This window comes from Pseudochrobactrum sp. AO18b (assembly GCF_000409565.1).
GTDB classification, from domain to species: Bacteria; Pseudomonadota; Alphaproteobacteria; order Rhizobiales; family Rhizobiaceae; genus Pseudochrobactrum; species Pseudochrobactrum saccharolyticum.
Window position 1 is genome coordinate 1 of the sequence record NZ_ANNO01000172.1, and the last position, 24,516, is coordinate 24,516.

The following is a 24,516-nucleotide window of genomic DNA, read 5'->3' on the forward strand; positions in this document are numbered from 1 at the left end:
CGCAAGACCTTGGCGTAAATGCTGCTGCTGATCTTTCTCAAAAGCAAAATCTTGACCTCAGGGATTTAACGAAAAAGCTGACAGAAGCGGCGGGAGATAAAATTCATCCGCATGGTGCACTCGATCTGGGCGCTATCATCGGGTTGATTGGTGCTGGCGTTGATGTGGAAACCGATATCCTGCCGACAATCCGCACCGTTGCGGCGAGAATGCAGCACCCCGCGTCCAAATGGGCGTATTTCGTCAAGGCTATTCGTGAAAGCTACAACGCCCGGATCAAAGCCGGTGAAGGGCTGGCGAAGCCTGCGACCGTGACAAAGATTGATGTTTTCGCGCTGCCGCAGGCTGAACAGGAGCGCAAACTCGAGTTTTACCTCGAGCAAGCAAGGCTGCATCGCCGCTGGAACCCTCTGCTTGGAGCTCTGCCATGGCAGGATGGTTGCCGCATTCCTGAGCACTTGCTCAAGCCGAATGACGGCAAGGGCTGGCAGATCATCGGAGTGGCGGCATGACGGCACTCGATATGTTCCGCATGGGGAAAGATACGTTGGAAATCGCGGCAGCTATGGGCAGGCCAGAGGCTGAAATTGAACAACTGATCCACCTCGAGCGAAGCGCGCAGATCAATACTTTCAAACGCATGAGGCAGGCAGGAAAATGAAAACAGAAGTGGACTTTGGATGCCGTGGCTCCAGTATTGAAGACGTGAGCATCTATCGCGGGATGAACCCTAAACTTGTTCGCCGCGTATGGGCAGAGCGCAGACGTGCTGAAGCAAAAGAAAAGCTGGCCAAGGTAACAAAAAAATCCCCAGCAAGGATTAAGGATGCCGTTGATGCAGCGCCTATTCCGGAAGTTTATGAAGCTGCACAGCAGGCCATTGGAATGGGCTTTGATAGCGTCAAGCAAGCCCGTGAGATCGTGGCGTATCTGTATGAAATTCCTGTTGAGCAAATGAACGCCAAAACGCGACAACACAGAATTTCAAAGGCACGTCACGCTGCCATATGCGCAATCAAACTGCGCTGGCCTGAAACATCTCTGCCATTCCTCGCCAAGCACTTTGATGTCGATCACACGACAATTCTGTACGCACTTAAAAAACAAGGCATTGAAACCGCAAACCCAGCATTAGCAGCATAAGGATTAAGCCATGAGTGACGACATTACCCACGATACAGCACAGAGCGTTTCAGTTGGCCAGCTTCGCGCTTTCATCGAGCGCATTGAACGCTTGGAAGAAGAAAAGAAAACTATCAGTGATGATATCAAAGAGGTTTTCGCTGAGCTGAAAGGTTCAGGCTTCGATGCGCCAGCTGTTCGCGCAATTATCCGCCTTCGCAAGAAGGAAGCGCATGAGCGTCAGGAGGAAGAAGCAATGATCCAGCTTTATATGGACGCGCTGGGGATGGCTTAACGCTGCAGACGTGTGCAGTCATTCTCTTTCGTACGGCTCTTCTTGAACCCACGGCGCTGAGTTTAGAGGTGCATAACTATGTAACCAATTGAGAGTTTCAGCATATCTTTCAGCCTCGACCTCAATCAATGCACCATACTTGGCGCCACCAACAAAAGCCTCCTCACCAGTCAGGCAATCCATAACGATCCAGTCGTCACCTGACAAATGCCACTTCATAAAACGCTGCATACGCACTCGTTTACCCCTCAGATGATGTGGCAACAAGTTTCAATATTAGCAGTAGTTTATAGAGTTACAATAGATATTCAGCGCAGGGAAATACATATGGCGGCACCATCAAAAGAACAGCGAAAAGCAATCTCTCGCGGCGAGGTGGGAACCCTCAAATCCGATATTCGGGTGCATCGTGTCCCGAACCCGTTTTACTCACCAGATCATTCAGGCGAGAGCTGGAACCCGCCGAAGATCAAAGCCTATGTGAATATCAAGGAGAGTGCGGTTGGCACACTCTATTCACGCGGCCATATCAATGATGCACAATGGGCGGCTGCCGGCCGGTTTCGGCAATATTGGGAGCGGTCAGGCGCGAAAGGTACAATTGCCATAGATTATGGCCGCGAGCAGGTGGACGGCGGCAAGGGCATTGACCCGTTGCCGGACAGCATGATTGATGCGGTACAACGGTTGAATGAATGTAAGCCTGTGCTTGGCCGCAAAGCCTTTGACCTTATGATTAAGGTCGTCGGGCAGGGGATGGAGATAAAGGATATGGCAGAGAGCCAGCGTGACCGGAAGACCATAGGTGATTATATCAAAGACGGTCTGGACGAGCTGGCTGTGCATTGGGGATACAAAACACAATAGGCTGTTGCCCGTGTACGCGGAATATACTATATTTTGTATTATGGTGATTTGCGTTTAACGCGAGAGCCGATTTGAGAGGCAGCTTAAAGGCTGCCTTTTTTGTTTAGTGCATACCTTCCCCTACCAAGCCGCATGTACAGAGCCAGCTCTTGCGGCTGATTATCCGAACAATTCTCAGCAAGATAAGAATAGTATCGTGGGAGTCCCCATCCTGGGCATATCCTGCGTACATCATGTGCTGAGAATGGTTCCTCCAGTGTACGATCGACCACCACCGCATCAACAATAAGTTTGTGAATCTTGTCCCTCATAGATCACCCCCATGTTACTGACTGTAAGATTAGGTGACGATCTTAAGATAAGCAACTACTGTTAGATGGTTTAGCTAATCCGCCTTCGCCTAAAGGTAGGGCAGCGCAGTTTGAATGCGCCGGTCGTGGTTCGATCCCATGAGGCGGAACCAGATGTTGCATTGGAAAGCAGCTGAAGTTGCTACTCAATTAAACAAGATATTGAATAAACAGCATTAAATATAATCAATATAGTGGTTATATAAATTAAATTTGTAGTGATTGAGCTTTTGCGCTCTAATGAGGTTCGACACTCCTCTTCTAAAGGAGGCGGAATTGCGTGATTTTCATTATTTGAATGATGCATAATCAACCTTCCAAAGTAATAAAAATTCCCCGTGAATTTATATATTACTAATATAAAATTCTTAAGTAAATATGTATGCAATTCTTGGTGCACCGCTTAGTGCGGGGTTTTTTATTGTTTGATATCAAATTGAAAGGAAAACGCATGAAACTTTTACGAAGTATGTTCTTCGGTTGCATTGCTATGCTTGCTGCCGCCTTCTGCCTGAGTACGCCGGCTGCTGCACTTGATGTCAGCCCAGCAGTGTATGCAGTAAAACTCACCATTTCTGACTATGACGTGCCGGATGTCTTTAAGGCAGACGTTATCACTGTCGGCATCACATCGCTGCCTGATCGAAGTACCAACTCCCATGCTGTTGAGTACAATATTCAGAACCAGCCCAACTCGGCCTTCCGGCTTGCCGTTGATACCTACAAGCATATCGACCCGCACATTGCTGCAGGGCGTTGAGATTTTAATTTGCCGGTTTCACCCCGCCGTTCCTCACGGTTCGGCGCGGGTGCTCATTTCTATCTCCTCAGGAGAGAGGATAGATGTGATACTAAAGACAAACACTGCGGAGTGAGAATTAGTACATAATTGGCGCAAGCAACTTTATGGTATGTGCGATCTGGATTGGGTCTTTCTCGCCTTGCTCAGTTAAACGTATCACCGCCTTTGCAATTATTTCGCGTTTTTCTCCTGTGGTGGGGCATTCGCCTAAAATAGCGCAAACTTCGTTGTACATGTTTTGAAGCATATCCAACTGTTCGGGCGTGTAAGACCCGATATAATCCTTAGATCGAAATGGCATTTTATCCTCCCGCATGTAAGTAAAAACTAAAGTTACCACCTCTACGAATATTTGCGATTCATTTTTGCCAATGCTGTCTTAACCTTTTCGGCTGACCTGCATAAGGATGAACTATGCCCTTCCTCGAATTCACCTTTCAATCATTCTGGCACTTTAGCGGGATGGTCATTCTCACGTGGATGGCTCTCTGTGGCATTGCATGGATTGTAGCTGCTGCAAGGGGTGAGTGATGACGCTTACGCCAAAGTAGGAGGCATTAGCTCGCACCGACGACTAAATGATGAGCAGGAAGGTCGGTGCAAAAGCACCGATCTTCGTCATTGCCGCGAAGAACTGTGTATGTTCCGGCGGGTTAGTAAACAGAGTTTAGATGGTTAGGTTAATCGCACCGATAGTCCACCGTCCGCAAGGATTGGACATCCCGTCATAAAGCTGGATCGATCAGATAGAAGGAATAATGCAGTCTGTGCAATTTCCTTGGGCGTAGCCATTCGTTTCATGGGATGTAACCCAGCAATAAAATCTAAAGCAGGTTGGTTCCCTTCACCTCCACTTGGTGTAATTGTCCCGCCTGGCAATAAAGCATTAATACGTATGCCATCAATAGCGTGTTCGGATGCTAGTGACTTCATCAAGCCGATCATGCCTGCCTTGGATGCGGCGTAAGCTGCCATGCCTGGCATTCCACCGTTGCTAAAACCAACAAATGATGATGTGAAAACAATAGATCCTTGTCCGCGGGTTTTCAGTACAGGTATTTGTGCCTTAGCTGCGAGAAAAGCACTCGTCAGATTGACCGAGATCACTTCGGACCAATTATTCATACTCATCTCGGGGATCGATATCATCTCTCCTATTGAACCAGCATTGTTGAATGCGCCGTCCAATCCACCGAATTCTTGCTGTGCCAAGCTAACAAGTGCGTCGGCATAACCAACATCTTTCACATCACCGGCCAGAAATAAAGCTCTGCCATTGGATCCTTTGATCGAGTTAACCACTGTTATAAGTTCGGCAGATCTGCGGGCGCCGAGAATAACATTGGCTCCTTCAGCAGAGAACAGTCGTGCTGCTGCTGCACCTATCCCACTGCTGGCACCAGTGATGATTATAGTCTTGTTTTTTAGTTCCATGACGCATTTCTCCTAGTTAGTACGCCTTGGAAACTTAGTTATAAAGCAGGTAGTGAAACTATGCGTTTCTTATTTTCAAAGTCAATTTTAAGTCGCGGAAAAGCTTATAGTGAGCCTCACACCCTTGGTCCTATAACTGACATATAATCCAAGAAATAAGCACAAGTTGCCCTTCATGTTGTAATTTACAAAGTGTGGGGCTCGCTTCTAAGTAATTGACATTTTCAAGCCGGTGAAAGGACGTCCAATGACGCCGGATCGCGTTAAACAGATAGTGGACAAGGCTGAGGCAAGAGCAGGGCAGCCAGTAAATACTGGTCGCCCTTCAAAGCGAACACCAGAGATGGAAGAAGCTATCATCAATGGTTTGGTGGATGGGTTTAGCCTCGTGCAGATATGTGCGGCCGACAATATGCCAAATCGTCGGACCATTCTTCGCTGGATGGAAGATGATGAGGCTTTTGCCACAAGGTGCGCGCGTGCGAGAGAAATCCAAGCGGATCTGATGGATGACAAAATTATTCAGTTGATTGATGATGTTAATGTTGAGAATGCATCTGCAATGCGGGTGAAACTTGCAGCACTTCAATGGCGTGCCGCTAAACTGGCTCCGAAGAAGTACGGCGATAAACAGGAAGTCGAACATACGGGGCATGTGGTTATGATCGCTCCGGAGGCTTCCGATCTATGACGATCCAGTTGACGAAGAAGCAGCAGGTTTTGCTTCCTCTCCTTGGTCGGCAGGGTACAAAGCACACGCTGATTTATGGCGGGTCGCGTTCGGGCAAGACATTCCTGACGTGCTACGCGATTGCTACACGGGCTTTGCGTGCGGGAGGTTCGCGCCATGGCATATTTCGTAAGCACGCTGTCGCGGTAAAACAGTCAGTCGGGCGCGATACATTCCCGAAGGTTATGCGGCTGGCTTATCCTGACGCAAAATATAAGTGGTACGAACAAGACGGCGTTTTTGTTTATGGCAACGGGTCCGAGGTCTGGTGTGCTGGTCTTGATGACAAAGAGCGTGTCGATAAGGTTCTAGGTAAAGAATACGCCACGATCTATGAGAACGAAGCATCAGAGCTTAGTTACGATGCTCACACTACCCTGATGACACGCCTTGCACAGAACGTGCAGGCAAATGTCGGACATCCGGGTCCGCTGCTATTACGCAACTACGTGGACTTGAACCCGACAACGCAAAGTCATTGGACTTACAAACTGTTCGTCCAAGGTGTTGACCCGGAAAGCAAGCGGCCAATCAATCGCAGTGACTATAGCCACTATGTGGCAAATCCGATGGATAACCATCTCAATCTGCCGCCTGACTATCTCGAAAGCCTGAAATATCTACCAGAAGCCAAGCGCAAGCGCTTCTTTCTCGGTGAATTCTCAGGCGATGCGGAAGACGCTCTATGGTCGCGCGGCGTTATCGAGCGGATGTATGTTCTTGGCGACGACGAACTGCCGGACTTTGTGAAGATTGTTGTCGCTTTAGATCCTGCGACAAGCTCCAACCCCGGTAGTGACGAGACAGGGATTATTGTCTGCGCTATCGACAAAGAAGGGTACGGCTACGTTCTTGAGGATTCCAGTGGCGTTATGAAGCCAGAGGAATGGGCGAAGCGTGCAGTTACGCTCTACAATTACTACAAGGCTGACAGCATTGTCGCTGAAAGGAACCAAGGCGGCGAGATGGTCGAAAGCACCATCCAAGCACAGGCAAAGGGCCGGTGGATTCCGGTTAAGCTGGTTCACGCATCCCGTGGCAAGGTTGTTCGCGCGGAGCCGATCAGTGCGCTCTATGCCCGTCGACGCGTTCGCCATGTGAGAGAGTTCACAGAGCTTGAAGATCAGATGTGCAGCTTCACAACGGGTTTTGATCGGTTAAGCGCCGGTTACTCGCCTGACCGTGTTGACGCGCTTGTCTGGGGCTTCACAGAACTATTCCCCGGTCTGATCGAAGAAAGGCCGGAAAACATTCCGTTTGGTCAAATGCAGACTATAGCCCCTGACGAAAACATACTGGATAACTGGTGAAAGTTGAAATCAGAGCCGGAACGCTGCGGGACATTTGTTTCGTGGCGGCGAACATGCGTGAGCAAGACAGACGCGAGATATTCGCTACTGCAATATTGGAAAGCGGTACGCAGGCAGGCGCAACGTCTTATCTCTCATCACCTAACTGGTGCTGGACTGCTTGGATTGATGGACAGCCGGTCGCTGCCTTTGGTGTATCCATTGGCAATTACATATACCAGCCGCATCTGCGATATGCGTGGGCTTACGGCACAGAAAAGTTCAAGCGGGCAACGCCTGCAATCACACGATTTTGCTTAAATGAATGGCCTGAGCGTTTAATCGCTGAGGGCGTAACGCGCGTTGAGATCAGATCATTAGCTGATCATGACCTCGCGCATAAATGGTTATCCAGCATCAGAGCGCGAAAAGAAGCTGACATGCCAAACTATGGCGTGAATGGTGAGGCTTTCGAGCTTTGGGCATGGTTGAAAGAGGATTGGCAAGATGTGCTTTAAGCCTGATACCCCGAAAATTCCGGATGCACCGGCAGTGCCTGATGCGGATGCAGAAGCTGCAAAGTCTCGCCGTGCCAATGAAATGGCCGCTGCAGAGCAACAGCAGGGACGTGCAGCAACAATTATTACCACGCCGCTCGGTGCGCAGGATTACGGTAAGAATCTGAAGCGCACAACAATCGGCGGTATGTAATATGGGCATTGCTGACGACATCATGCGTATGCAGCAGCAAATGGCTGTTGAGCGCTATTATTGGGAAGCCACATGGCGCGATGTTGTCACTCTGTGCATGCCTTATGCCTCCCATAAATACGAATTGAACGGGATGAACATTGCTTCATCGCTGACCGGTACAGCGCAACAACCGCAAGCAGCTCAGCGGAGCAAAGAAATATTCGATGCAACCGCAGCATGGTCTCTCGACCGGTTGAATGCTGGAATGGAAAGCCTGATTGCACCGCGTGCTCAGAAATGGCATGCGTTCTCGCTTGATGATCCGTTTTCACCAGATCCGACTGATCTAGAGGAAGAGTGGCTTGACCGGCTGCGGGATTACCATTTCACAGCGCGGTATGATGCGAAGAGCAATTTCGCATTGGCAAATCAGAAGGCAATTCGCGGGGCATGCGGACTTGGCACAGGTATTCTGTATCTGGAGGAGAATATCGGCCGCCGTGGTATCGATCCGGTCAAAGTACCGTTTTTCTACCGCTCCATACCGGTGGTTGAAACATATTTGGGCATTGATGCTTACGATGATGTTGATAAGTGTATCCGCGTCTTTGAACTGACAGCGCGGGCTGCTGAGGGCTATTTCTCACAAGAAGGCGATAGTCTGCCGGAAAAGGTGAAGTCCGCTCTCACTAACAAACCGGATCAGCCATTCACGTTCATTCATTGTGTTATGCCGCGTGAGGAAGCAGGAGAGCATAAAGACAAGCGTCGTCATCAGCCATATGCCTCATTCTGGTTAGAGGTTGAGAGCCGTCATCTGATCCGGTCGAGTGGCTTCTTCACATTCCCATATCAGGTGATGTGGTGGGATCAGACGGACGGTTCGCCTTATGGCCAGTCTCCTGTCATGGCTGCGCTCTCTGAAATCAAAATGCTGCAGGTGATGGGCAAGACTGTTGCTCATGTCTCGCAGCAGATGATTAAACCGCCGATGGCAACTATGCGGGGTATTTATAATCAGCGTCTCAATCTGAATGCTGGGGCAGTTAATGCCGGTATGATGGATGAGCAGGGGCGCTTGCTGGCACAGCCAATTATTCAGGCGCAAAACCCGACATTTGCCGAGCGATTGATTGAAGCCAAGCGCCTTTCTGTCCGTGAGAGCATGTACATCAACCTTTTCCAGACAATGGTTGATAACCCTCAGATGACAGCGACCGAGGCATTGCTTCGTGCGAATGAGAAGGGTGAATTGCTCGGCCCTGCCGGTGCAAAGATCGAAACCGGCATTGCTGGTGCGATTGATCGCGAAGTTGATATCGTTCAGCGCAAGGGCGCGTTTGAACAAGGCTCACCGCTTGAACCGCCTTCATCTGTTGGTGGCAAGAATGTCGGTGTGAAATTCACCGGCCCGCTGGCTCGTATGCGTCGCATGGCAGAAATGCAGGGCATCGAACGTGTTTTGCAAATGGCAACTGTTGTCGGGGAATACGATCGTTCAACGCTCATGAAAATCGATGGTGACGAAACACTCGAACTAACCCGTGAAATCAACGGCGCACCACGTAAGATGTTCAAACGTGATGAGGAAGTGGCTGAGCAGCGCCAAGCAATGGCACAGCAGCAGGAAAGCCAAGCAGCTCTTGCCATGATGCAGGGAGCTGCGACAGCTGCCAAGGACGCAACACCAGCTATGCAGGCAATGGCACAAGCTAACGGGATGATGCCAGCATGACGTGGCGCAACGTTTCCAAAACCCGCCAAATACTTCCGGCACAAACAGAGCAGCAACTTCATGCCGCTTATCTTGAAGTGTTCGGAAAACAGACTGAGGCAGCCGAAATTGTGTTGGCTGATCTGGCCGCGCAGACCGGTTTTTATATGGTCGAGCCGCCTGATGCCGATCTCTCACTTTACCAAGCCGGTTATAGCGCCGGTCAGCGAGCCGCCTTCGGGCGGCTTTTTCATTTCCTGTCTCTCAGTGATGAACAATTGAGAGCTTTGGAAGAAGCCGCTCGCGCAGAAGCCGAGCACCTCTAAACAAGGATAATCATTATGGCAGACGAGAATGGGCAGGTGGAAACATCTACAACCGCTCCGAACGCAACCGTTGTTACTGATCAAGGGTCAAATGGTAACAGCGTTGACTGGGTGGCTGGCCTTCAATTTGAAGATAACCGCACTTTAGTCGAAGCGAAGCAGTGGAAGACGGCAGATGATGCGATCCGTTCGTATCGTGAGCTGGAAACCCACGCAAGCAAGGCCTTGAAAGTGCCAGAGGCGGATGCCTCGGCTGATGATTGGAATGCGTTCTACGGCAAGTTGGGACGACCTGAAACGCCGGATAAGTATGAGCTTAAGCTCAATACTGAAGCTGTGCCGGAAGGTTTCCCTTATGACGAAAAGAGCGCGATTGAATTCCGTACATGGGCGCATGAGGCCGGTTTAACGCCTGCCCAAGCCCAGACATTGCATGACAAATTCGTTGGGATGCAGGCCGGAGGCTTTACTGCGGCACGCGATGCCATGGCAAAAGCCGAAGGCGATACCCACCGTGAAATCGTTATGCAGTGGGGCGATCCGGATACTGACGGCTACAAGCAGAACCTCGAATATACGAGCCGAGCTATTGGCCAGCTAGGTCTAAAGGATGAACTTACCCGCCTTGGAGCTTTGTCGGCCGATGGAGCTGTTCTCAGCCCGAAGATCGCCTTTGCGCTCTCCAAAGTTGGCAAGGAAATGTACGGCGAGGACACAACTGTTCTCAATGCCGGTGGCACAATCAGCAATCCATTCTCAGCTGAGCATGAAAACCTGACACAACAGGGGCAGCTCGTTCGTGACGATCCGTCAAAAGCCAGATCACTGATCCGTGCGGCAGGTGGCAACCCTGCTGATTACGGACTGTAAGTGACGGCAGCCATTCAGGAAAGGTTATAGCAATGGCTACTACCCGCATTTCGGACGTTATCGTCCCAGAAGTTTTCTATCCATACATGATCAAGCGCACAAAAGAGCGTGGTGCAATCTTCCAGTCCGGTATTCTTCGGAACGATGCCAATATGGCTAAATTCCTGATCGGTGGGGGCAAGACGTCGAACGTGCCTTTTTGGCGTGATCTGACCGATGTTGATAGTGATATTGGTTCTGATGATCCGACACAGCTCAGCGTTCCGGGCAAAATCGAAGCCGGTAAAGATGTGGCAGCTCGTCATGTTCGCACCAAGTCGTGGTCATCTATGCGTCTGTCTGGTGTATTGGCCGGTGATGACCCAATGAAGGCAATTGGTAATCTTGTCTCAGACTGGTGGATCCGCAATCTGAATACGCTGTTGGTTGCCTCGCTCCATGGTGTGTATCTGGACAATGTGGCCAACGATTCCGGTGATATGGTCAACAATATCGGGATCACAACCGGCACGCCCACAGACGCAAATCTGATTTCTGCTGAAGCTATCCTTGATACAAAGCAGACAATGGGTGATGCGGCGGAAGATTTGTCGACGCTGATTATGCACTCGGCAATTTACACCCGTTTGCAGAAACAGAACCTCATCGACTTTATCCCTGATGCGCGTGGCGAAGTTCGCTTCCCGACATATCTAGGCTATCGTGTTGTTGTGTCTGATACCGCAAAGATCATCAGCAACGGTACCGGTAACCCAACCAGCTATGTGACATATCTGTTGGGGAATGAAGCAATCTGCTTCAACGAACAGGCGATGAGCACAAGTCCGAATATCGAAATTGACCGCAAGCCTGAACAGGGCAACGGCGTTGGCGGTGATATTCTCTATACGCGCCGTCAGTTTGTACTGCACCCTTACGGCATCAAGTGGACGGATGCCAGTGTGGCGGGAGAGTTCCCGACAACCGCAGAAATGGCAACAGCTGCGAATTGGGATCGCGTTTATCCAGAGCGGAAGCAGATTCCGATCAGTTTCCTCGTCACCAACGGCTAATCGAACTGGAGGGCAATCGCCCTCCTTTTCTTTTTGGAGATTTCCATGAGTAAAGATATCGAGCCTCATCGTGAAAAGACACTGCACGAATTAAATTTGGAGCAGCGCGAGATCGACCGTTCTATTCGTGAAACGAATATCGAGGCGGCTAATGCAGCGGGAAAAGCCACTCTCGATGTTCTGAACAGACGCAGGCCAGATGGTAAGCGCATGCAGAAACCTGTCCGTTCACCTGTGACGGAATAGAGCAATGGCTGCATATAGCCCTCCGTTATCGTGGTGGTATCTGAAAAAGCAGAAACAGCGTCGTGACGCACAGCAGACACAGCCGCCACCACCTCCTGAACCAGAGCCGGAAGGTGAGGAAGCATGACCCCCACCGATATCTGTAATCAGGCGCTCGACATTCTCAAAGAGGCTGAGATTACCAGCCTTGAGAATGATAATCGGCCAATTGTTCGCTGGATGAAACGTAATTTCGATACATCGCGAGATAGCTTGCTCTCTCGTTATGATTGGAATTTCGCACTTCATCGCGTGTCTCTGGCTGCGGATACAGTTGCACCTGCGTTCGGCTGGCGACACGCTTTTACAGTTCCGCACGACTGTCTGCGGGTGCTGCCGGTAACAGCTTGCGGGAAGTCAGAAGGCACCCCGATCCGTCATGAGGTTGAAGGCTCTCGGATACTCACCGATGCGCAAGGCCCGCTCAAGGTTCGGTATGTTCGACGTACTGAGGATTATGATCGGTATCCAGCGGCATTCGTTGAGGCGCTGGCAGCTTACATTGCGATGAAATGCGGCCATTGGGTCACGGGGAAAGTGTCCTATGTGCAGGTGGCTCAAGGCCTCTACCGTGAAGCGATCGATGCAGCATGGCGTATTGATGCAATAGAAGGCACAAGCCCACGTGCTGCTGATGATGATTGGGTGGCGCAGCGCTAATGGCTTATTATTCACATACGGCTACATTTGATAAAGGCTGGACGACTCCACTTTTAGGGTCTCGCTCTGACGTTGATTTCTGGCTATCGTCACTGTCGTACTGTGTGAATTTTAATGTACTGACACATGGCGGGCTTCGTCGCCGGTCTGGTACGGTATTTATTGCAGAAGTAGCAGACAGCAACCAGCTGACACGATTGCTACCATTCCGTTTTTCAGAAGAACAGGCATATGTCCTAGCGCTAAACGGAAACGGGACGATGCGCTTCCTGTCTGAAAGAGCACAATTATATTCTGGCGCTGCTCCGTATTCCATTTCGCACCCGTATTCCGCTTCGAACCTGCAGAGAGTGAGCTATGATCAGTTCAACGACGCGGCATATTTTGCGCACAAAGATGTAAGCCCGAAAAAACTGCTCCGCGCCGGTGATGTTAATTGGTCAATGGTGGATGTCGTTTTCAATGACGGCCCATACATGGACAAAGAAAACGTCTCTACAACTCTGCGCCCGGGAGGTGATGGTGGCGTAAATATTGTGGGACACAGTTCTAGTACCAATACAGGGACAGGATTCCAGCAGTTTGATCTGGCAAGTCCGGAAGCCGTTGATAATTACTGGGTAACAGGGGCAAACTCAGAATTCATGTATGACAGCCCTAATGGCTGGGAATTCCAAGGGTGGGACGGTACTGACTGGGTCGTGCTGCATGTCGTTGAGGGCGAAAGCGGCTGGTCACGCCGTGGACGACATTATTTTGAAACCGACAACAAGCGAGCATTTTCAAAGTATCGTTTCAATTGGATGGGGCCGCAGGGAAATGATTCAACTCAACTGCGTTGGGGTGACATTGGCCTTCATCGGTTGGCAACTGAACAGATACCAACAACGCTAACTGCATCCTCAACAGCCGGCATCAATAACGGTAATGGCTTCCAGACTGCAGATGTAGGGCGCACAATTCGGTATGTCGGGCCATCGGCACGGTGGCAGTGGGCAAAAATTACTGGCTATATTTCAGCAACGCAGGTTTTAGTCCAACTGTACGGACATAAGCTGCTCAACACTGCCCCGATTGCATCATGGCGGATGGGATCATTTTCACCGTCCTCAGGCTGGCCAGCATGTGTCAGGCTGTTCAATGAGCGGTTGATGTGGGCGAGGACTGATAGTCAGCCAGTGACGGTATTCGGCTCCAAGCAAGGTGTCTTTGATGATTATGGATTGAGTGAACCAAATGTAGAAACCGATGGTTTAGCTATTACACTACTCTCATCAAATCAGAATGAAATCCTATGGTTGGCCGACGACGAGGATTTGGTAACAGGCTCATCAGGTCAAATTCGAACCGTTGGCCCCGCTGATCTGAATAAAACATTCTCGGCGGTGAATATATCTCAGCGCAAAGGCCCTACAAGTGGTGCTGCAGCTCTCAAGCCTCTGTCGATTGGTGGCGTTACAATTTATGCCGGTGTAGGCGCGACGAAGATACGTGAACTCGTTTTGGGTGACCAAAACCGGTATGTTGCACCGGAATTATCTCTGCTTGGGGAGCATCTGTTTAAAAGCGGGATAATCGACTGGGGGTATTGTGAGCGTCCTGACCCGCAAATTTACTGTGCGATGGCAGACGGCTCTCTCGTTTCCGTCACTTATGACAGGGAACAGAAAGTTGTCGGTTTTGCAAAACATGAAATCTCTGGCGGCGTCGTTGAAAGCTTAGCAATTATTCCGGGGGAGGAAGAGGGCTTTGACGATGTTTATCTCTGCGTCCGCCGGTCAATCAATGGACAGCTAAAGCGCTACATCGAAGTTCTTGAGCGACCGTTTGATGGTGACATTGATACTGTCGAAAACGCATTTCACGTCGATTGCGGGGCCAAGTATAGCGGTACTGAGATCAGTGTAATCACCGGACTTGGACACCTTGAGGGTGAAGCAGTTGTGGCTCTGGCTGATGGCAGCGTGGTCAAAGACTTGCAGGTTGTAGGCGGGAGCGTAACGCTTCCTTTTCCCGCTGCGAAAATTAGCATTGGCCTTAAATTTCAAAGTCGAGCGATCACGCAGCCTGTAGCAGGACCTCAACAAGATGGCACACTATTCGGTCGTAACCGCACTATCATTGCGGCAAGCATAGATGTTTTAAACTCAGGCGCGGCAAAAGTCGGATCAGCTGGCGGTGAGAATTGGCAGCCGAGTTTACATGAACAGCTGCTGAAAACAGGTGATAGCCTTTTCGGAAGCGCGATTGAACTCCATACGGGCTTTGTGCCTTGCGACCTATCCGGATCATGGATGGAGGGTGGGGGCAAACTTATCTTTGAAACAGATGAGCCGCTGCCTTTGCTCGTCCGATCTTTGGTCTTGCAATTGGAGAGTACCCCTTAATGTGCTTTGACCCACTTTCAATGACGCTCATAGGTGCAGGTGTCTCCATGGCTGGACAGGTAGCCGGAGCCAGCGCGCAGTCTGCCTCATATAAATCACAAGCAGCATATGCTGACCGTCAGGCGCAAATGGCAGCGGAGAAGGGGAACTATGATGCGAACCTTCAAAGCCGCTCCAGTGACCGGCAGCTCGCATCTATGCGGGGTCAGTATCTATCAAGCGGTATCGCACTATCTGGCTCTGCGATAGATGTACTGCAGGACAGCGCAACTGAGGCGAGCCTAGATGAGCAAGCTATTCGCTACGGCGCTCAGGTACAAAGCGACAATTACCGGTTCCAGTCAGGACTTGCTCGGTCAAATGCAAAGAGTGCGATGACGGGCGGGTATATGGGGGCATTGGCCACTGGTGTGAATGCTTTCACAGGCATCAGCCAGACGAACCAGCAGCGTACAATGATTTCAAATCCTTATACTCAGTATCAACGTGCTCGTAGTGGCTCGATCCAAGGTTTGTTTTAATGGTTCAAATTCGTCCGATTGAAGCTGGCCGTACCATTGATATTGGCCGCGTTCCTGACACACGCGTAGATAACAGCATTGGTCAGGGCTTGGCGCAGGTTGGTAACGCAATCAGCAATCATGCAGACATGCAGAACCAGATGGCTTTGCGTCGTCAGCAGATGGAGCAGCAGGTTGATGATTTTGCTACCAATCAAGCTTTTCAGCGCTGGCAGGATGATAATGCATTAGATTTCGCTAAGCAGCAGGAAGGCATGGCCCCCTCAGGTAAAGGGTTCACCGATAATGTGTCGGGCATCTATACCAAGCGGTCAGAGGAGTTTTTGAAATCTGTACCGGATAGCCTCAAACCCAAATTTGCTGAGCTGGTTTCCACTGCACGAAACCAATGGATCGACAAAGGAGCGGCGGCAGAAATCGATCAGCGAAATAACTGGTATCGCACAAGCATTACAGAACGCCAGCAGACACTGCAAAATCAAGTATTTAACGATCCGACCATGTTTGACGCGGCAAAGCAGGATGCTCACCGTACTATTGATGCTTCTGGTCTGTCGCCAACCGAAAAAGAAAAGCTCAAAAAGCAGGCAGACGAAATGTTTTCGCTGACCATTGGCGAGCGAGAAGTCCGGAATGCTCAGGCCAATCCTGCATCTGTTGCGGGTGCGGCCGATCGCCTTGGCGTTCCATCGGCCGCTGCGGGACAAGCAAAGCGATTTCTATTATCCAAGACGGACAAAGACGGTAGTCATATTTCGGGTATGCAGGATGGGTTTGCCGACAAGCTTGCAAACCTAATGCAATCGGCACCTCCTGAAATTCAGGCTGGTCTTGGCATTTACTCTGGCGCTCGTTCCAATGAGCGACAATCGCGGTTATGGCAAGAGGCGCTCGTTAAATATGGATCGCCTGAGGCGGCTCGTAAGTGGGTGGCTCCTCCAGGCAAGTCAAATCACAACCATGGAACAGCGGCTGATTTATCTTTTAACGGTAAGAGCTTAAAGCATGCGCCGCAGGAAGTTGTAGCATGGGTTCATCAGAATGCTGGTCGGTTCGGTCTTAAGTTCCCACTGGCAAATGAGAATTGGCATATTGAAGATAGCACTACGCGAGGTGGGAAGCATGCAGAAGGCGAGACTGGGAGAAGCGTAACCGCATCTCAACAGCAGACACCTGCTGATCCGCGCTTTGCTAATTTGTCGCTGTCTCAACGTCTATCGCTATATGATCAGATGAATGCCGCCGCACAGCGGGGGCAGACAGCTATCGATGCGCAGGCAACCGCCACCTACAATAGCGAAAAAGGTGCTTTGCAGCTTGGTATCCAGACGGGTGAAATTTCCAGTGATCAGCAAATCTTATCGAGCCGGATGAATGATAGCGATAAAGCTACGCTACTGTCGGCTTTGCGATCCCGTCAGGGCGATCAGGTTATGACAGCTCAGGCGATGGCTGACTTCCAGAATGGTGTACTCAGCCTTGATCCGTACTCGTCTGATGGAAAGAAGAAGGTTGATGCAATTGGCGGGGTTATCAATCAGGCTGTTGCGCCGGAGAATAGACAGGCGGCACTGGAAACGTTGGTGGTTCAGTCTGGTACAGTGCCGCAATCAACGATGAACCAACTCCGCGCTGGGGCAGAAAGTCAGGTTCCTGCTGAAGTCGAAGCCGCTTTACAAGCAGCCTCACGATTTTCGCAGATCAATCCGTCTGCACTTGGTCGCCGTGACGGCGGGAGTGCAGTTCAGAAGAAAGTTGATGACTTTGACTATTATGTAAATACGCTTAATCTGTCGCCGTCTGATGCAGCGCGGCGCATCGCTGAGCAGAATGATCCGAATAAAATTCGTGAGCGTAAAGCATTAGAGCCAGCTGCCAAAGAGTTCAGGAAGCAGATCGAGAACACGAATATTGGCGCAATTTTCGATGATAGCTGGTTGCCTTTCAATGACCCGAAATTAGGTTTCAACGAGCAGCAAGCCGCAGGGATTGCAGCCGATTATTTAGCGATCGCAGAAGAGCAGTTTTACGCATCTGGCGGCAATCCGGAACTTGCAAAAAACCGTGCTGATGCTGAAATGAAACGGCTGTACGGGACAACGGAAATCACCGGCACGAAGTCCGTGATGAAATACCCGCCGGATAAGTTCTGGCCAGCAAAGCCAAATGACGGCGACCCGTATGGATATGTGAAAGATCAGCTTATCAATGATCTGGCGCAGGCATTTCCGAATGACCAATTGCTCAATCCAACAAAGGGGAATGATGGCTATCGCGGGTTAGTTGAAGGGCGCGAAGTTTTTATCCGTAATGAAGACGGACTGACGGAATATCGCACAATGACACGCGATAGCATCATGAGCCGTATTGTACTGGTATCAACACCTGACACCGGCTCAGAAGTGAAGTCCCATCAATTGCCCGGCTACACCGTTCTTTACAAGGATGAGCAGGGGAATTTGCAAACCCTTTATGGCAAACAATGGCGACCAGACTTGTCTGTTGTGTCAGCTGCAGCACGAAAACAACAAGATAAGCGACTTGAAACAGCTACGCGAAATCAAGTTAGTGGCCTCGGAATGGCTGAGTATATGAACGGCGGCGATATCCCAATGGGTGCAAGTTCTGCATGGGATAATCCGGAGGCACAGCAAGTTTTACCTCAGCCAACAGTTCCTAATATTCCTGTGCCGGCAAGCCAAACGCCGACTGTGAAATCCGGTCTTAATCAGCAGCGCACTCAACTATTCCAAAACGCCAAAGATAGCGGCTTACTGAATGCAGGTGGGAACTGATGCCTTTTTATGAACCTGCAGTTCGTGTGCAAAACCTGACAAATGTCGCGCCTGCTGATGTACCGCAAGACCCGACCATGGGCGAGACAATGGCCGCAGCCTTTCGTTCGGATAATATGGTTACATCTTATATCACTTCGCGAGGCATGTCAGACCCTTACGAAATTGAACAAGGCTTCAATGCCATCGATTATGTCAAGGATGATCCGGATTTTGCACCATATGTGGAACGCTTCTCAGGCGTGTTTAATCAGAGAGCGGCGGATGCGTTGAAAATCCAAATTCAACGCGAAGTCTCGGATCGCAGAACTCTGGATGCTGCTGGCATCCACGGCACAATTGCTTCACTTGCTGCTGGCGTGTTTGACCTTCCAACGCTTTTACCTATTGGCGGTGGTGTGCTTGGTGCAGCAAAAAGCGCGGCAGGAACTGCGGCAGGGGCAGCAATTGGTGCTGGTATTGACGCCACTGTGTCCGAAGCTGGTTTACAGCTGACACAGCAGACACGCACTGGCGAAGAAAGCGTCTTTAATATTGGTGGTTCAGTTCTGCTGGGTGGAGCGCTTGGAACGCTGGCAGGCCGGTATCTATCATCCACTGAGCTGTCTGGGCTTAGTCGTAAGATCGAACAGCAGAATAAAGCTTTTGAAGAAGCTGACATGGCGGCGTTCGGCGGTGGCAGCGCACAATCAGCTGGCGCTGCGGCCGTAAACAAAGGCCCGACTGAAATTAAAGATGAAGCACTGATCAAGAAGTTTTGGGGTGTTCGCTCTCAAGACCCTCTTATCCGTTCACAGCTTTCAGATTTTGATGAGGCGAGGTCGACTGCACGGCAACTGGCTGAAACCCCGCTGGAATACAAAGCCAATGCTGAAGGTGTTGCGACAGAAATCGGGGGCTCTGTAGAAACTCGAATGAAGATGTGGCAGGCACCGCTGGCAGACACGCTGCAACAGATTGATACGGCATACGCCAAATATTTTCACAACGCACCAGATCCGACCGGATGGCAGCGCCGTCTTGCTCCTATGCGCTCTGAAATGCAGCGCATAACCGGTGGCGATAAGATGACATTCAAGCAGTTTAAAGAGGAAGTGGGGCGGGCAGCGTTTAGCGGCGACGCGCATGCTGTTCCTGAAATTGCGGAAGCGGCAAAAATCTACCGGCAGATTGACGATGCAATGAAGCGTGCCGCCATTGAAGCCCGCTTGCTGCCCGAGGATATTGCCGCTGCAGGCGATGTATCGCACCTGTTTCGCATGTACAACAAAGATAAAATCGCGGCGTACCGAACTGATTTTGCGCGTATCCTGAATGATTATTTTGTGTCGAAACGTGATGCTGCGGCACGGATCAGTGATGCTGAGAGTGTCGCGAGGCAAGCTAATGTAAAGGCTGATGCAGCTGCCAAGAAGGCGGATGAATTCTCACGCCTGTCGGACGATGAGATCACAGATATCGTTGACCAGACTATAGATACAATTCTGGGTAATGCTGATGGTCGCATCCCATATGACAGCATTGTTTCGGGGCCACGTGGCCCATTGAAAGAGCGTCTTCTGCGCATTGAAAGCAAGAAGATACAGGAGTTCCTCAATACCGACATTGAAGAGGTGCTCCACGCTCAGGTACGCACCATGTCAGCAGATATTGAACTGACCAATAAGTTCGGTTCACCGGATATGGCAGAGCAAATCCGCAAGATCAACGATGAAGCCAATCGTAAGATTGCTGCTGTCGACGGTATGCTTGATAAAGAGGGAAAGGCAGCTACTCCCGAGGTGAAGGCTAAAGAACGCGCGCGTCTCGAAAAAGCCCGCAAGAGTGCAGTGCGTGATATTGAAGGCATGCGCGACCGTATCCGTGGGCAGTATGCATTGCCATCAAATCCAGATGGTATTGTGCTTCGCGCCGGTCGCGTAGCACGTAACCTGAATTACTTGCGCTTGTTGGGAGGCATGACCCTTTCAGCCTTTCCGGATATGGCCGGTATCGTTTTTAAACATGGATTGACCTCGACTTTCCGTGATGGCTTCTTGCCTCTTGTGACGAACATAAAAGCTGTTCGCATGGCAGGTAAAGAGGTCAAGGCAGCCGGTACTGCTCTCGATATGATCCTTGATAGCCGCGCAATGTCGCTGGCTGAAATTGGCGACGACTTCGGCCGTGGCAGCAAGTTTGAACGCGCCATTAAGTCTCTCGGGACGCGATTTGGCGTGGTGTCACTCATGGCTCCTTGGAATGCCGCGATGAAGCAGTTCAGCGGTATGATCGTTATGACCAATATGCTTCATGCAATCGAAGCCATTGCCAGAGGCACTGCCACAGCAAAACAGATCAGGAGACTTGGCGCTGCTGGCATCAACGCCGATCTTGCTGAGCGAATTCATAAACAGTTCAAGAAGTATGGCGAAACACAGGACGGCGTTCTGCTGGCAAAGGCGGGAGATTGGGATGATCGTCTGGCGCGAGAAGCCTTTCGAACGGCCGTAGTGCGAGATGTTGATCGCATCATTGTAACGCCCGGGCAAGATAAGCCGCTCTGGATGAGTACAGAGCTTGGGAAGACAATTGGCCAGTTTAAAAGCTTCAACGTGTCTGCCATGCAGAAAATTACCCTCTCAGCAATCCAGCAACGTGATGCGGATACATTGGCCGGCATTGTTACTGCCCTCTCACTCGGCGCGATGACCTATATGGCCAAGCAACTGACAGCAGAACGTGAGCTTTCAGACAATCCGATGGTTTGGGCAACCAACGCATTTGACTGGTCTGGTCTGAGCGGCTGGATGATGGATGTAAATAATATTGCGGAGAAGGCTAGCCGTGGGCGGTTCGGGCTATCTGGACTTACTGGCGAGCCTATGAGCCGCTACCAGTCGCGTAATGTGATTGGCGCATTCCTCGGCCCGACCCCCGATGCAGTTTCGGACATATTCCAAGTGTCGGGCTCCATCTTTGCTGGCGACACATCAAAAGCCGATCTGCATAAAATCAGAGGCTTGCTGCCGTTTCAGAACCTATTCTATGTTCGAAGCTTGCTTAATACACTTGAGGACACGACTGGCGATGCGATTGGCCTACAAGACAAAAAGTAGTCAATAGTCTACCAACTCGCCCCAGCCTAGGTTGTATAAAGCCTCTCTAACATTGGGGTTCCTAGGATTGATTTTCCTTTTTCTGATCCATGTCATTGCAGTTTTTGGATCAAGTTGCATTTTGTAATCAAGGGGAAGGTCACTAGCAAGAACAAGAGCTATTTCTTGCGGCGTTGCCCCTAACTCTTGGCCGACAACCTGAGCTGACTGTCGTGCCGTCTCAGTTAAATGTTGTGGATTTACCCCGAGCAATGCCAAGGCATTGTTGAATCGTAAAACATAAGAAATTTGACCAAACATCACTTCCTCCCGTTTTCTCTACTTTGCAAAACATGCGGGTATATGTCGATGGTATTATTATTTTGAACTTAGACACAGCCCCACTTTTGCAGGGCTTTTATATGGAGCTTTCCATGACTGTACCCGTGCCAGACCAGCTAGAGTTCATTTCAGATGCAGATGGGGCGCTTAAGGATTTTCCATATCCGAGACGCTTTTTGCAGGCTGAAGAAGTCGTCGTGACATTGCGCAATGCCGATGGTGTAGAGACGCCGCAATACTTAAATCAGCATTACTCAATCGCTGGCAGCTCGTGGCCAAATGGCGGTTCCGTGTCTTTCTACAATGCGCCCGCTGCCGGTCTAAAAGTCGTCCTCACCCGTATGACGCAGGCCAAGCAATCCGTTGATTTGGAGAACAAACAGAGGAATGATGCGAAGGCAGTTGAGCTTCAGCTTGATCGCCTGACAATGGCGATACAAGATCGGGACAGTCGAATTTCTTTGATTGGCGATGGCCTTGTTAGGGAACGACTAGAGCGTATTGCGGCTGATTTATTAGAGAGGGTGCAGCGCATAGCTGCGGATGCGTTGGAGCGCACTGAACGCATCGCCGGAGATCGGCAGCTCCAATCCCAGATTGACGCGATTGTCCATCAGCTTAGTCAATTTGATGCTTTGGTTGCACGTGCTGAGGCTGCGGCCAACTCGTCAGAAGCAGCTGCACAGACAGCTCAGGACCTTGTGGAGGCTGCCATGTCTGGGTCTATCGGGTTTCAGCCAGGGCTGGCTTATGATTTTGGATGGACTTCTGACACCAGCACATATTTTGACAGGGATTTCGGAGGTATCTCATGACAGGGGAAGAGGACGTCGATGCCGGAGAAATAGCTTCAGATTCGGAGAGTTATGATTTTGGGTCTGTATTAACGCCTATGGAATACTTCGACAATGATTTTGGAGAACTGGAATAATGGCAAAAGCAACTGTTTTACGCTTACGTCGAGGGACAACCGCAGAGCATACCTCGTTTACTGGCGCACAAAGTGAGGTAACCCATAACACCTCAACTGGCAGGCTGCATTTACACGATGGCACAACACAAGGCGGCATCCCTTTGGCCAGATTGGATGAATTGCCCGATGCTGGTTCAGGTACTGTGACTTCTGTTGATCTGTCGGCACCGGAAGGTTTCGACGTTTCTAGCCAGCCGGTTACTGGCTCGGGAGCTCTGACCTTTACATTTGCAAACGGCTATCAGGCGTTTACGACTGCGGAGTCTGAACGCCTTGAGTTGCTTGATCCCAGCAAGGTTATGAAGCTGGAAACGACTATCGATTACGGAACGCTGACGGACGTTTAATACCGTCAAATGCTTTGCTGATTATAATTTTATAGGGATATTACCATGTCTACAGAAGTTCGTTGGCGTCGAGGTACAGCAGCACAGCATGAAAATTTTGCCGGTGCTTTGAGTGAGATCACGCATGATACAACGAAAAACAACCTCCGTATCCATGATGGAACAAAGCTTGGTGGTTTTCCAACATTGATGGAGCATCAGCTCGGCGTGAAGAACGGCGTTGCTCCGCTTGATAATGACAGCAGGGTTCCGATCACTAACTTAAGGATCGGTGAAGCCGATAGTCTGGCCTCTCTGGACAGCGCAGGAAATGTACCTCTTACTCAGCTCGGTAATGTCCCGGAAGCTATTGCAGGGGCATTCCGAACCAAACTTAGTACACACGTCACCATCAATGTTACTAATACCGGGGATGATGAAGGCGGTGGGTTATCGTCTCCATTCAAAACTATCTCAGCTTGTTTGAATTATATCTACAAGTCTCTCGACCTGAATTCGTTCTCTGTAGTGATTAAACTGGCTGACGGTGTTTATCCTGAAAATATCGTTGTAAATTCTATGCCTGTGGGGGCAGGCACGATAACCGGCGCTTATCCCCTAACATTAAGTGGTAATGTGTCCAATCCCGGAAATGTTCGGTTAGGCGCCGGAAGTGGCGTTACCATTCAAGTGATCAATGGTGGGCGTATTGCAGTTGAAGGTGTTCAGTATGTTCAATCTGGCTACTCTAATACCGCCAATGGTTCAGGCTCCAGCATTGCTATTATCGGGGCTGTAATACTGGATAATCAGCAATATGATCACTTTGCATCATTATCATATGCAAACATTGTACTGTCTGCTGACTACACGGTTATTGGTGGAGCCATGAACCACATACACGCAACTGAAGGAGGCAGTATAGAATACGTGGGGACGAGGGTTGTTACGATTCAAAACAATCCAGACTTTTGGGGGCAATTCGCCGGATGCGCTTTCAGTGTAATTAAAGCGATCAACACTACATTCACTGGCTCTGCAACTGGCAAGCGATTCCTGTGCCACTACAACGGTGAAATAAGAACAGAGACATTCAATCGAAATCTTTTCCCCGGCAATATACCTGGTGAAGTGCAATCCGGTGGCATGTATGATTACCCGCCGTATACATCTTTCAGTCTGTCTACTGACGCATCTTTGCCGAATGCAACACCTACCTTGGTGCCATTTGACGTGACAAATGATAACGTCAACGGGATGCTCCTAACCGATGTGAAAATGCAGCCGCTTGCCGGATTTGCCTCTATTGAGGCAACGCTAGCCTTCTCAGGGCTTACAGTTGGTCAGTCGATTTATGTGATAGTCCGAAAGAATGGAGTAGACTACAAGGTAGCCTCGAAGATCGCTCAAGCCGCGTTTGATTCAATGTCGATCGTGTTGTCATCCGTTAAATGTAACGGCAATGATTACTTCCAAGTGTTTACTCAGGTGAATGGAAGCGGTGTATCTGTCCGAGGCGGAGAAACCTTAACCTACGCATCGGCAAGGCAGCTATAGGATAACACCCTGTACAGAATACTAGTGCGCGCACCCATTTTTAGATTAA

27 protein-coding genes, 1 tRNA gene and 1 pseudogene are annotated in these 24,516 nt (G+C 50.1%); 25 read left to right on the plus strand and 4 right to left on the minus strand.

What is annotated here, in order from left to right; translation table 11 throughout:
• The 4 genes and pseudogenes from A918_RS22000 to A918_RS0107240 all read left to right on the plus strand — a co-directional run.
• A pseudogene (locus A918_RS22000) lies at positions 1-512 on the plus strand (hypothetical protein); the annotation flags it as partial.
• Positions 509-661 (plus strand): hypothetical protein, encoded by a 153-nt coding sequence (locus A918_RS21755; RefSeq protein WP_022710413.1) that lies wholly within the window; start codon positions 509-511, stop codon positions 659-661. The pseudogene A918_RS22000 and the gene A918_RS21755, both read left to right, overlap by 4 nt.
• Positions 658-1,143 carry a helix-turn-helix domain-containing protein gene (locus A918_RS0107235; protein ID WP_022710414.1) on the plus strand — a complete coding sequence of 162 codons (486 nt, stop codon included), beginning with the start codon at positions 658-660 and terminating at the stop codon, positions 1,141-1,143. Before A918_RS21755 ends, A918_RS0107235 begins: the two co-directional genes overlap by 4 nt.
• A 10-nt stretch (positions 1,144-1,153) precedes the next feature.
• Positions 1,154-1,417 (plus strand): DUF2312 domain-containing protein, encoded by a 264-nt coding sequence (locus A918_RS0107240; protein ID WP_022710415.1) that lies wholly within the window; start codon positions 1,154-1,156, stop codon positions 1,415-1,417.
• Between the two features lie 18 nt (positions 1,418-1,435).
• Here the strand turns inward: A918_RS0107240 and A918_RS0107245 are convergent, their stop codons facing one another.
• On the minus strand, positions 1,436-1,654 hold the full coding sequence (locus tag A918_RS0107245; RefSeq protein WP_156831399.1) for a hypothetical protein: 219 nt from the start codon (positions 1,652-1,654) through the stop codon (positions 1,436-1,438).
• A 90-nt stretch (positions 1,655-1,744) separates the two neighbouring features.
• Here A918_RS0107245 and A918_RS19760 point away from each other — a divergent pair, with 90 nt between their 5' ends.
• The 3 genes from A918_RS19760 (at position 1,745) to A918_RS0107260 (ending at position 3,394) form a co-directional block, all read left to right on the plus strand.
• On the plus strand, positions 1,745-2,284 hold the full coding sequence (locus A918_RS19760) for a hypothetical protein (RefSeq protein ID WP_022710417.1): 540 nt from the start codon (positions 1,745-1,747) through the stop codon (positions 2,282-2,284).
• A 389-nt stretch (positions 2,285-2,673) separates the two neighbouring features.
• Positions 2,674-2,747 (plus strand) — tRNA-Gln (locus tag A918_RS0107255).
• Positions 2,748-3,055: 308 nt separating this feature from the next.
• Positions 3,056-3,394 carry a hypothetical protein gene (locus A918_RS0107260; RefSeq protein ID WP_156831400.1) on the plus strand — a complete coding sequence of 113 codons (339 nt, stop codon included), beginning with the start codon at positions 3,056-3,058 and terminating at the stop codon, positions 3,392-3,394.
• A 118-nt stretch (positions 3,395-3,512) separates the two neighbouring features.
• On the opposite strand, the gene A918_RS0107265 is transcribed toward A918_RS0107260, so the two are convergent.
• Entirely contained in the window at positions 3,513-3,737 is a 225-nt protein-coding gene (locus A918_RS0107265) for a hypothetical protein (protein WP_028233507.1), read from the minus strand.
• 374 nt (positions 3,738-4,111) lie between these two features.
• Positions 4,112-4,870, minus strand: a complete 759-nt coding sequence (locus A918_RS0107275) for an SDR family oxidoreductase (RefSeq protein ID WP_022710421.1) — start codon at positions 4,868-4,870, stop codon at positions 4,112-4,114.
• A gap of 247 nt (positions 4,871-5,117) precedes the next feature.
• On the opposite strand from A918_RS0107275, the gene A918_RS19765 reads away from it, so the two are divergent.
• The 15 genes from A918_RS19765 to A918_RS22265 are packed head-to-tail and all read left to right on the plus strand — an operon-like array spanning position 5,118 to position 21,290.
• The gene (locus A918_RS19765) at positions 5,118-5,561 is read left to right on the plus strand and encodes a hypothetical protein (protein ID WP_022710422.1); all 444 of its coding nucleotides are present in this window, start codon (positions 5,118-5,120) and stop codon (positions 5,559-5,561) included.
• Complete coding sequence (locus tag A918_RS19770; RefSeq protein ID WP_022710423.1) at positions 5,558-6,910, plus strand: phage terminase large subunit; 1,353 nt, start codon at positions 5,558-5,560, stop codon at positions 6,908-6,910. Before A918_RS19765 ends, A918_RS19770 begins: the two co-directional genes overlap by 4 nt.
• The gene (locus tag A918_RS0107290) at positions 6,907-7,407 is read left to right on the plus strand and encodes a hypothetical protein (protein WP_022710424.1); all 501 of its coding nucleotides are present in this window, start codon (positions 6,907-6,909) and stop codon (positions 7,405-7,407) included. The genes A918_RS19770 and A918_RS0107290 overlap by 4 nt, the downstream gene beginning before the upstream one ends.
• On the plus strand, positions 7,397-7,600 hold the full coding sequence (locus A918_RS0107295) for a hypothetical protein (RefSeq protein ID WP_022710425.1): 204 nt from the start codon (positions 7,397-7,399) through the stop codon (positions 7,598-7,600). Before A918_RS0107290 ends, A918_RS0107295 begins: the two co-directional genes overlap by 11 nt.
• A 1-nt stretch (position 7,601) precedes the next feature.
• Complete coding sequence (locus A918_RS0107300) at positions 7,602-9,317, plus strand: portal protein (RefSeq protein WP_022710426.1); 1,716 nt, start codon at positions 7,602-7,604, stop codon at positions 9,315-9,317.
• A complete protein-coding gene (locus A918_RS19775) occupies positions 9,314-9,622 on the plus strand; it encodes a hypothetical protein (RefSeq protein ID WP_022710427.1) in 309 nt (102 codons plus the stop codon). The genes A918_RS0107300 and A918_RS19775 overlap by 4 nt, the downstream gene beginning before the upstream one ends.
• A gap of 15 nt (positions 9,623-9,637) precedes the next feature.
• Entirely contained in the window at positions 9,638-10,492 is an 855-nt protein-coding gene (locus A918_RS0107310; RefSeq protein WP_022710428.1) for a scaffold protein, read from the plus strand.
• 32 nt (positions 10,493-10,524) lie between these two features.
• Positions 10,525-11,544 carry a major capsid protein gene (locus A918_RS0107315; RefSeq protein WP_022710429.1) on the plus strand — a complete coding sequence of 340 codons (1,020 nt, stop codon included), beginning with the start codon at positions 10,525-10,527 and terminating at the stop codon, positions 11,542-11,544.
• 45 nt (positions 11,545-11,589) lie between these two features.
• Positions 11,590-11,790 (plus strand): hypothetical protein, encoded by a 201-nt coding sequence (locus tag A918_RS0107320; protein ID WP_022710430.1) that lies wholly within the window; start codon positions 11,590-11,592, stop codon positions 11,788-11,790.
• 4 nt (positions 11,791-11,794) lie between these two features.
• Entirely contained in the window at positions 11,795-11,917 is a 123-nt protein-coding gene (locus A918_RS22370; protein ID WP_022710431.1) for a hypothetical protein, read from the plus strand.
• Entirely contained in the window at positions 11,914-12,489 is a 576-nt protein-coding gene (locus A918_RS0107330; RefSeq protein ID WP_022710432.1) for a hypothetical protein, read from the plus strand. The genes A918_RS22370 and A918_RS0107330 overlap by 4 nt, the downstream gene beginning before the upstream one ends.
• Complete coding sequence (locus A918_RS0107335; protein ID WP_156831401.1) at positions 12,489-14,876, plus strand: hypothetical protein; 2,388 nt, start codon at positions 12,489-12,491, stop codon at positions 14,874-14,876. Before A918_RS0107330 ends, A918_RS0107335 begins: the two co-directional genes overlap by 1 nt.
• Before the next feature lie 47 nt (positions 14,877-14,923).
• Positions 14,924-15,397 (plus strand): hypothetical protein, encoded by a 474-nt coding sequence (locus A918_RS0107340; RefSeq protein ID WP_022710434.1) that lies wholly within the window; start codon positions 14,924-14,926, stop codon positions 15,395-15,397.
• Positions 15,397-18,192, plus strand: a complete 2,796-nt coding sequence (locus tag A918_RS21290; protein ID WP_022710435.1) for a M15 family metallopeptidase — start codon at positions 15,397-15,399, stop codon at positions 18,190-18,192. Before A918_RS0107340 ends, A918_RS21290 begins: the two co-directional genes overlap by 1 nt.
• Positions 18,192-21,290, plus strand: coding sequence for a hypothetical protein (locus A918_RS22265; protein ID WP_022710436.1), 3,099 nt, complete (start codon positions 18,192-18,194; stop codon positions 21,288-21,290). Before A918_RS21290 ends, A918_RS22265 begins: the two co-directional genes overlap by 1 nt.
• Here the strand turns inward: A918_RS22265 and A918_RS0107355 are convergent, their stop codons facing one another.
• Positions 21,291-21,590 carry a hypothetical protein gene (locus A918_RS0107355; RefSeq protein ID WP_022710437.1) on the minus strand — a complete coding sequence of 100 codons (300 nt, stop codon included), beginning with the start codon at positions 21,588-21,590 and terminating at the stop codon, positions 21,291-21,293.
• A 113-nt stretch (positions 21,591-21,703) separates the two neighbouring features.
• Between A918_RS0107355 and A918_RS0107360 the strand changes: the two genes are divergently transcribed.
• From A918_RS0107360 to A918_RS0107375, 3 genes are all read left to right on the plus strand, one after another.
• Positions 21,704-22,426, plus strand: coding sequence for a hypothetical protein (locus tag A918_RS0107360; RefSeq protein WP_156831402.1), 723 nt, complete (start codon positions 21,704-21,706; stop codon positions 22,424-22,426).
• A gap of 115 nt (positions 22,427-22,541) precedes the next feature.
• The gene (locus A918_RS21760; protein ID WP_156831403.1) at positions 22,542-22,931 is read left to right on the plus strand and encodes a hypothetical protein; all 390 of its coding nucleotides are present in this window, start codon (positions 22,542-22,544) and stop codon (positions 22,929-22,931) included.
• A gap of 45 nt (positions 22,932-22,976) precedes the next feature.
• Entirely contained in the window at positions 22,977-24,467 is a 1,491-nt protein-coding gene (locus tag A918_RS0107375) for a hypothetical protein (protein ID WP_022710441.1), read from the plus strand.
• Positions 24,468-24,516: the final 49 nt, after the last annotated feature.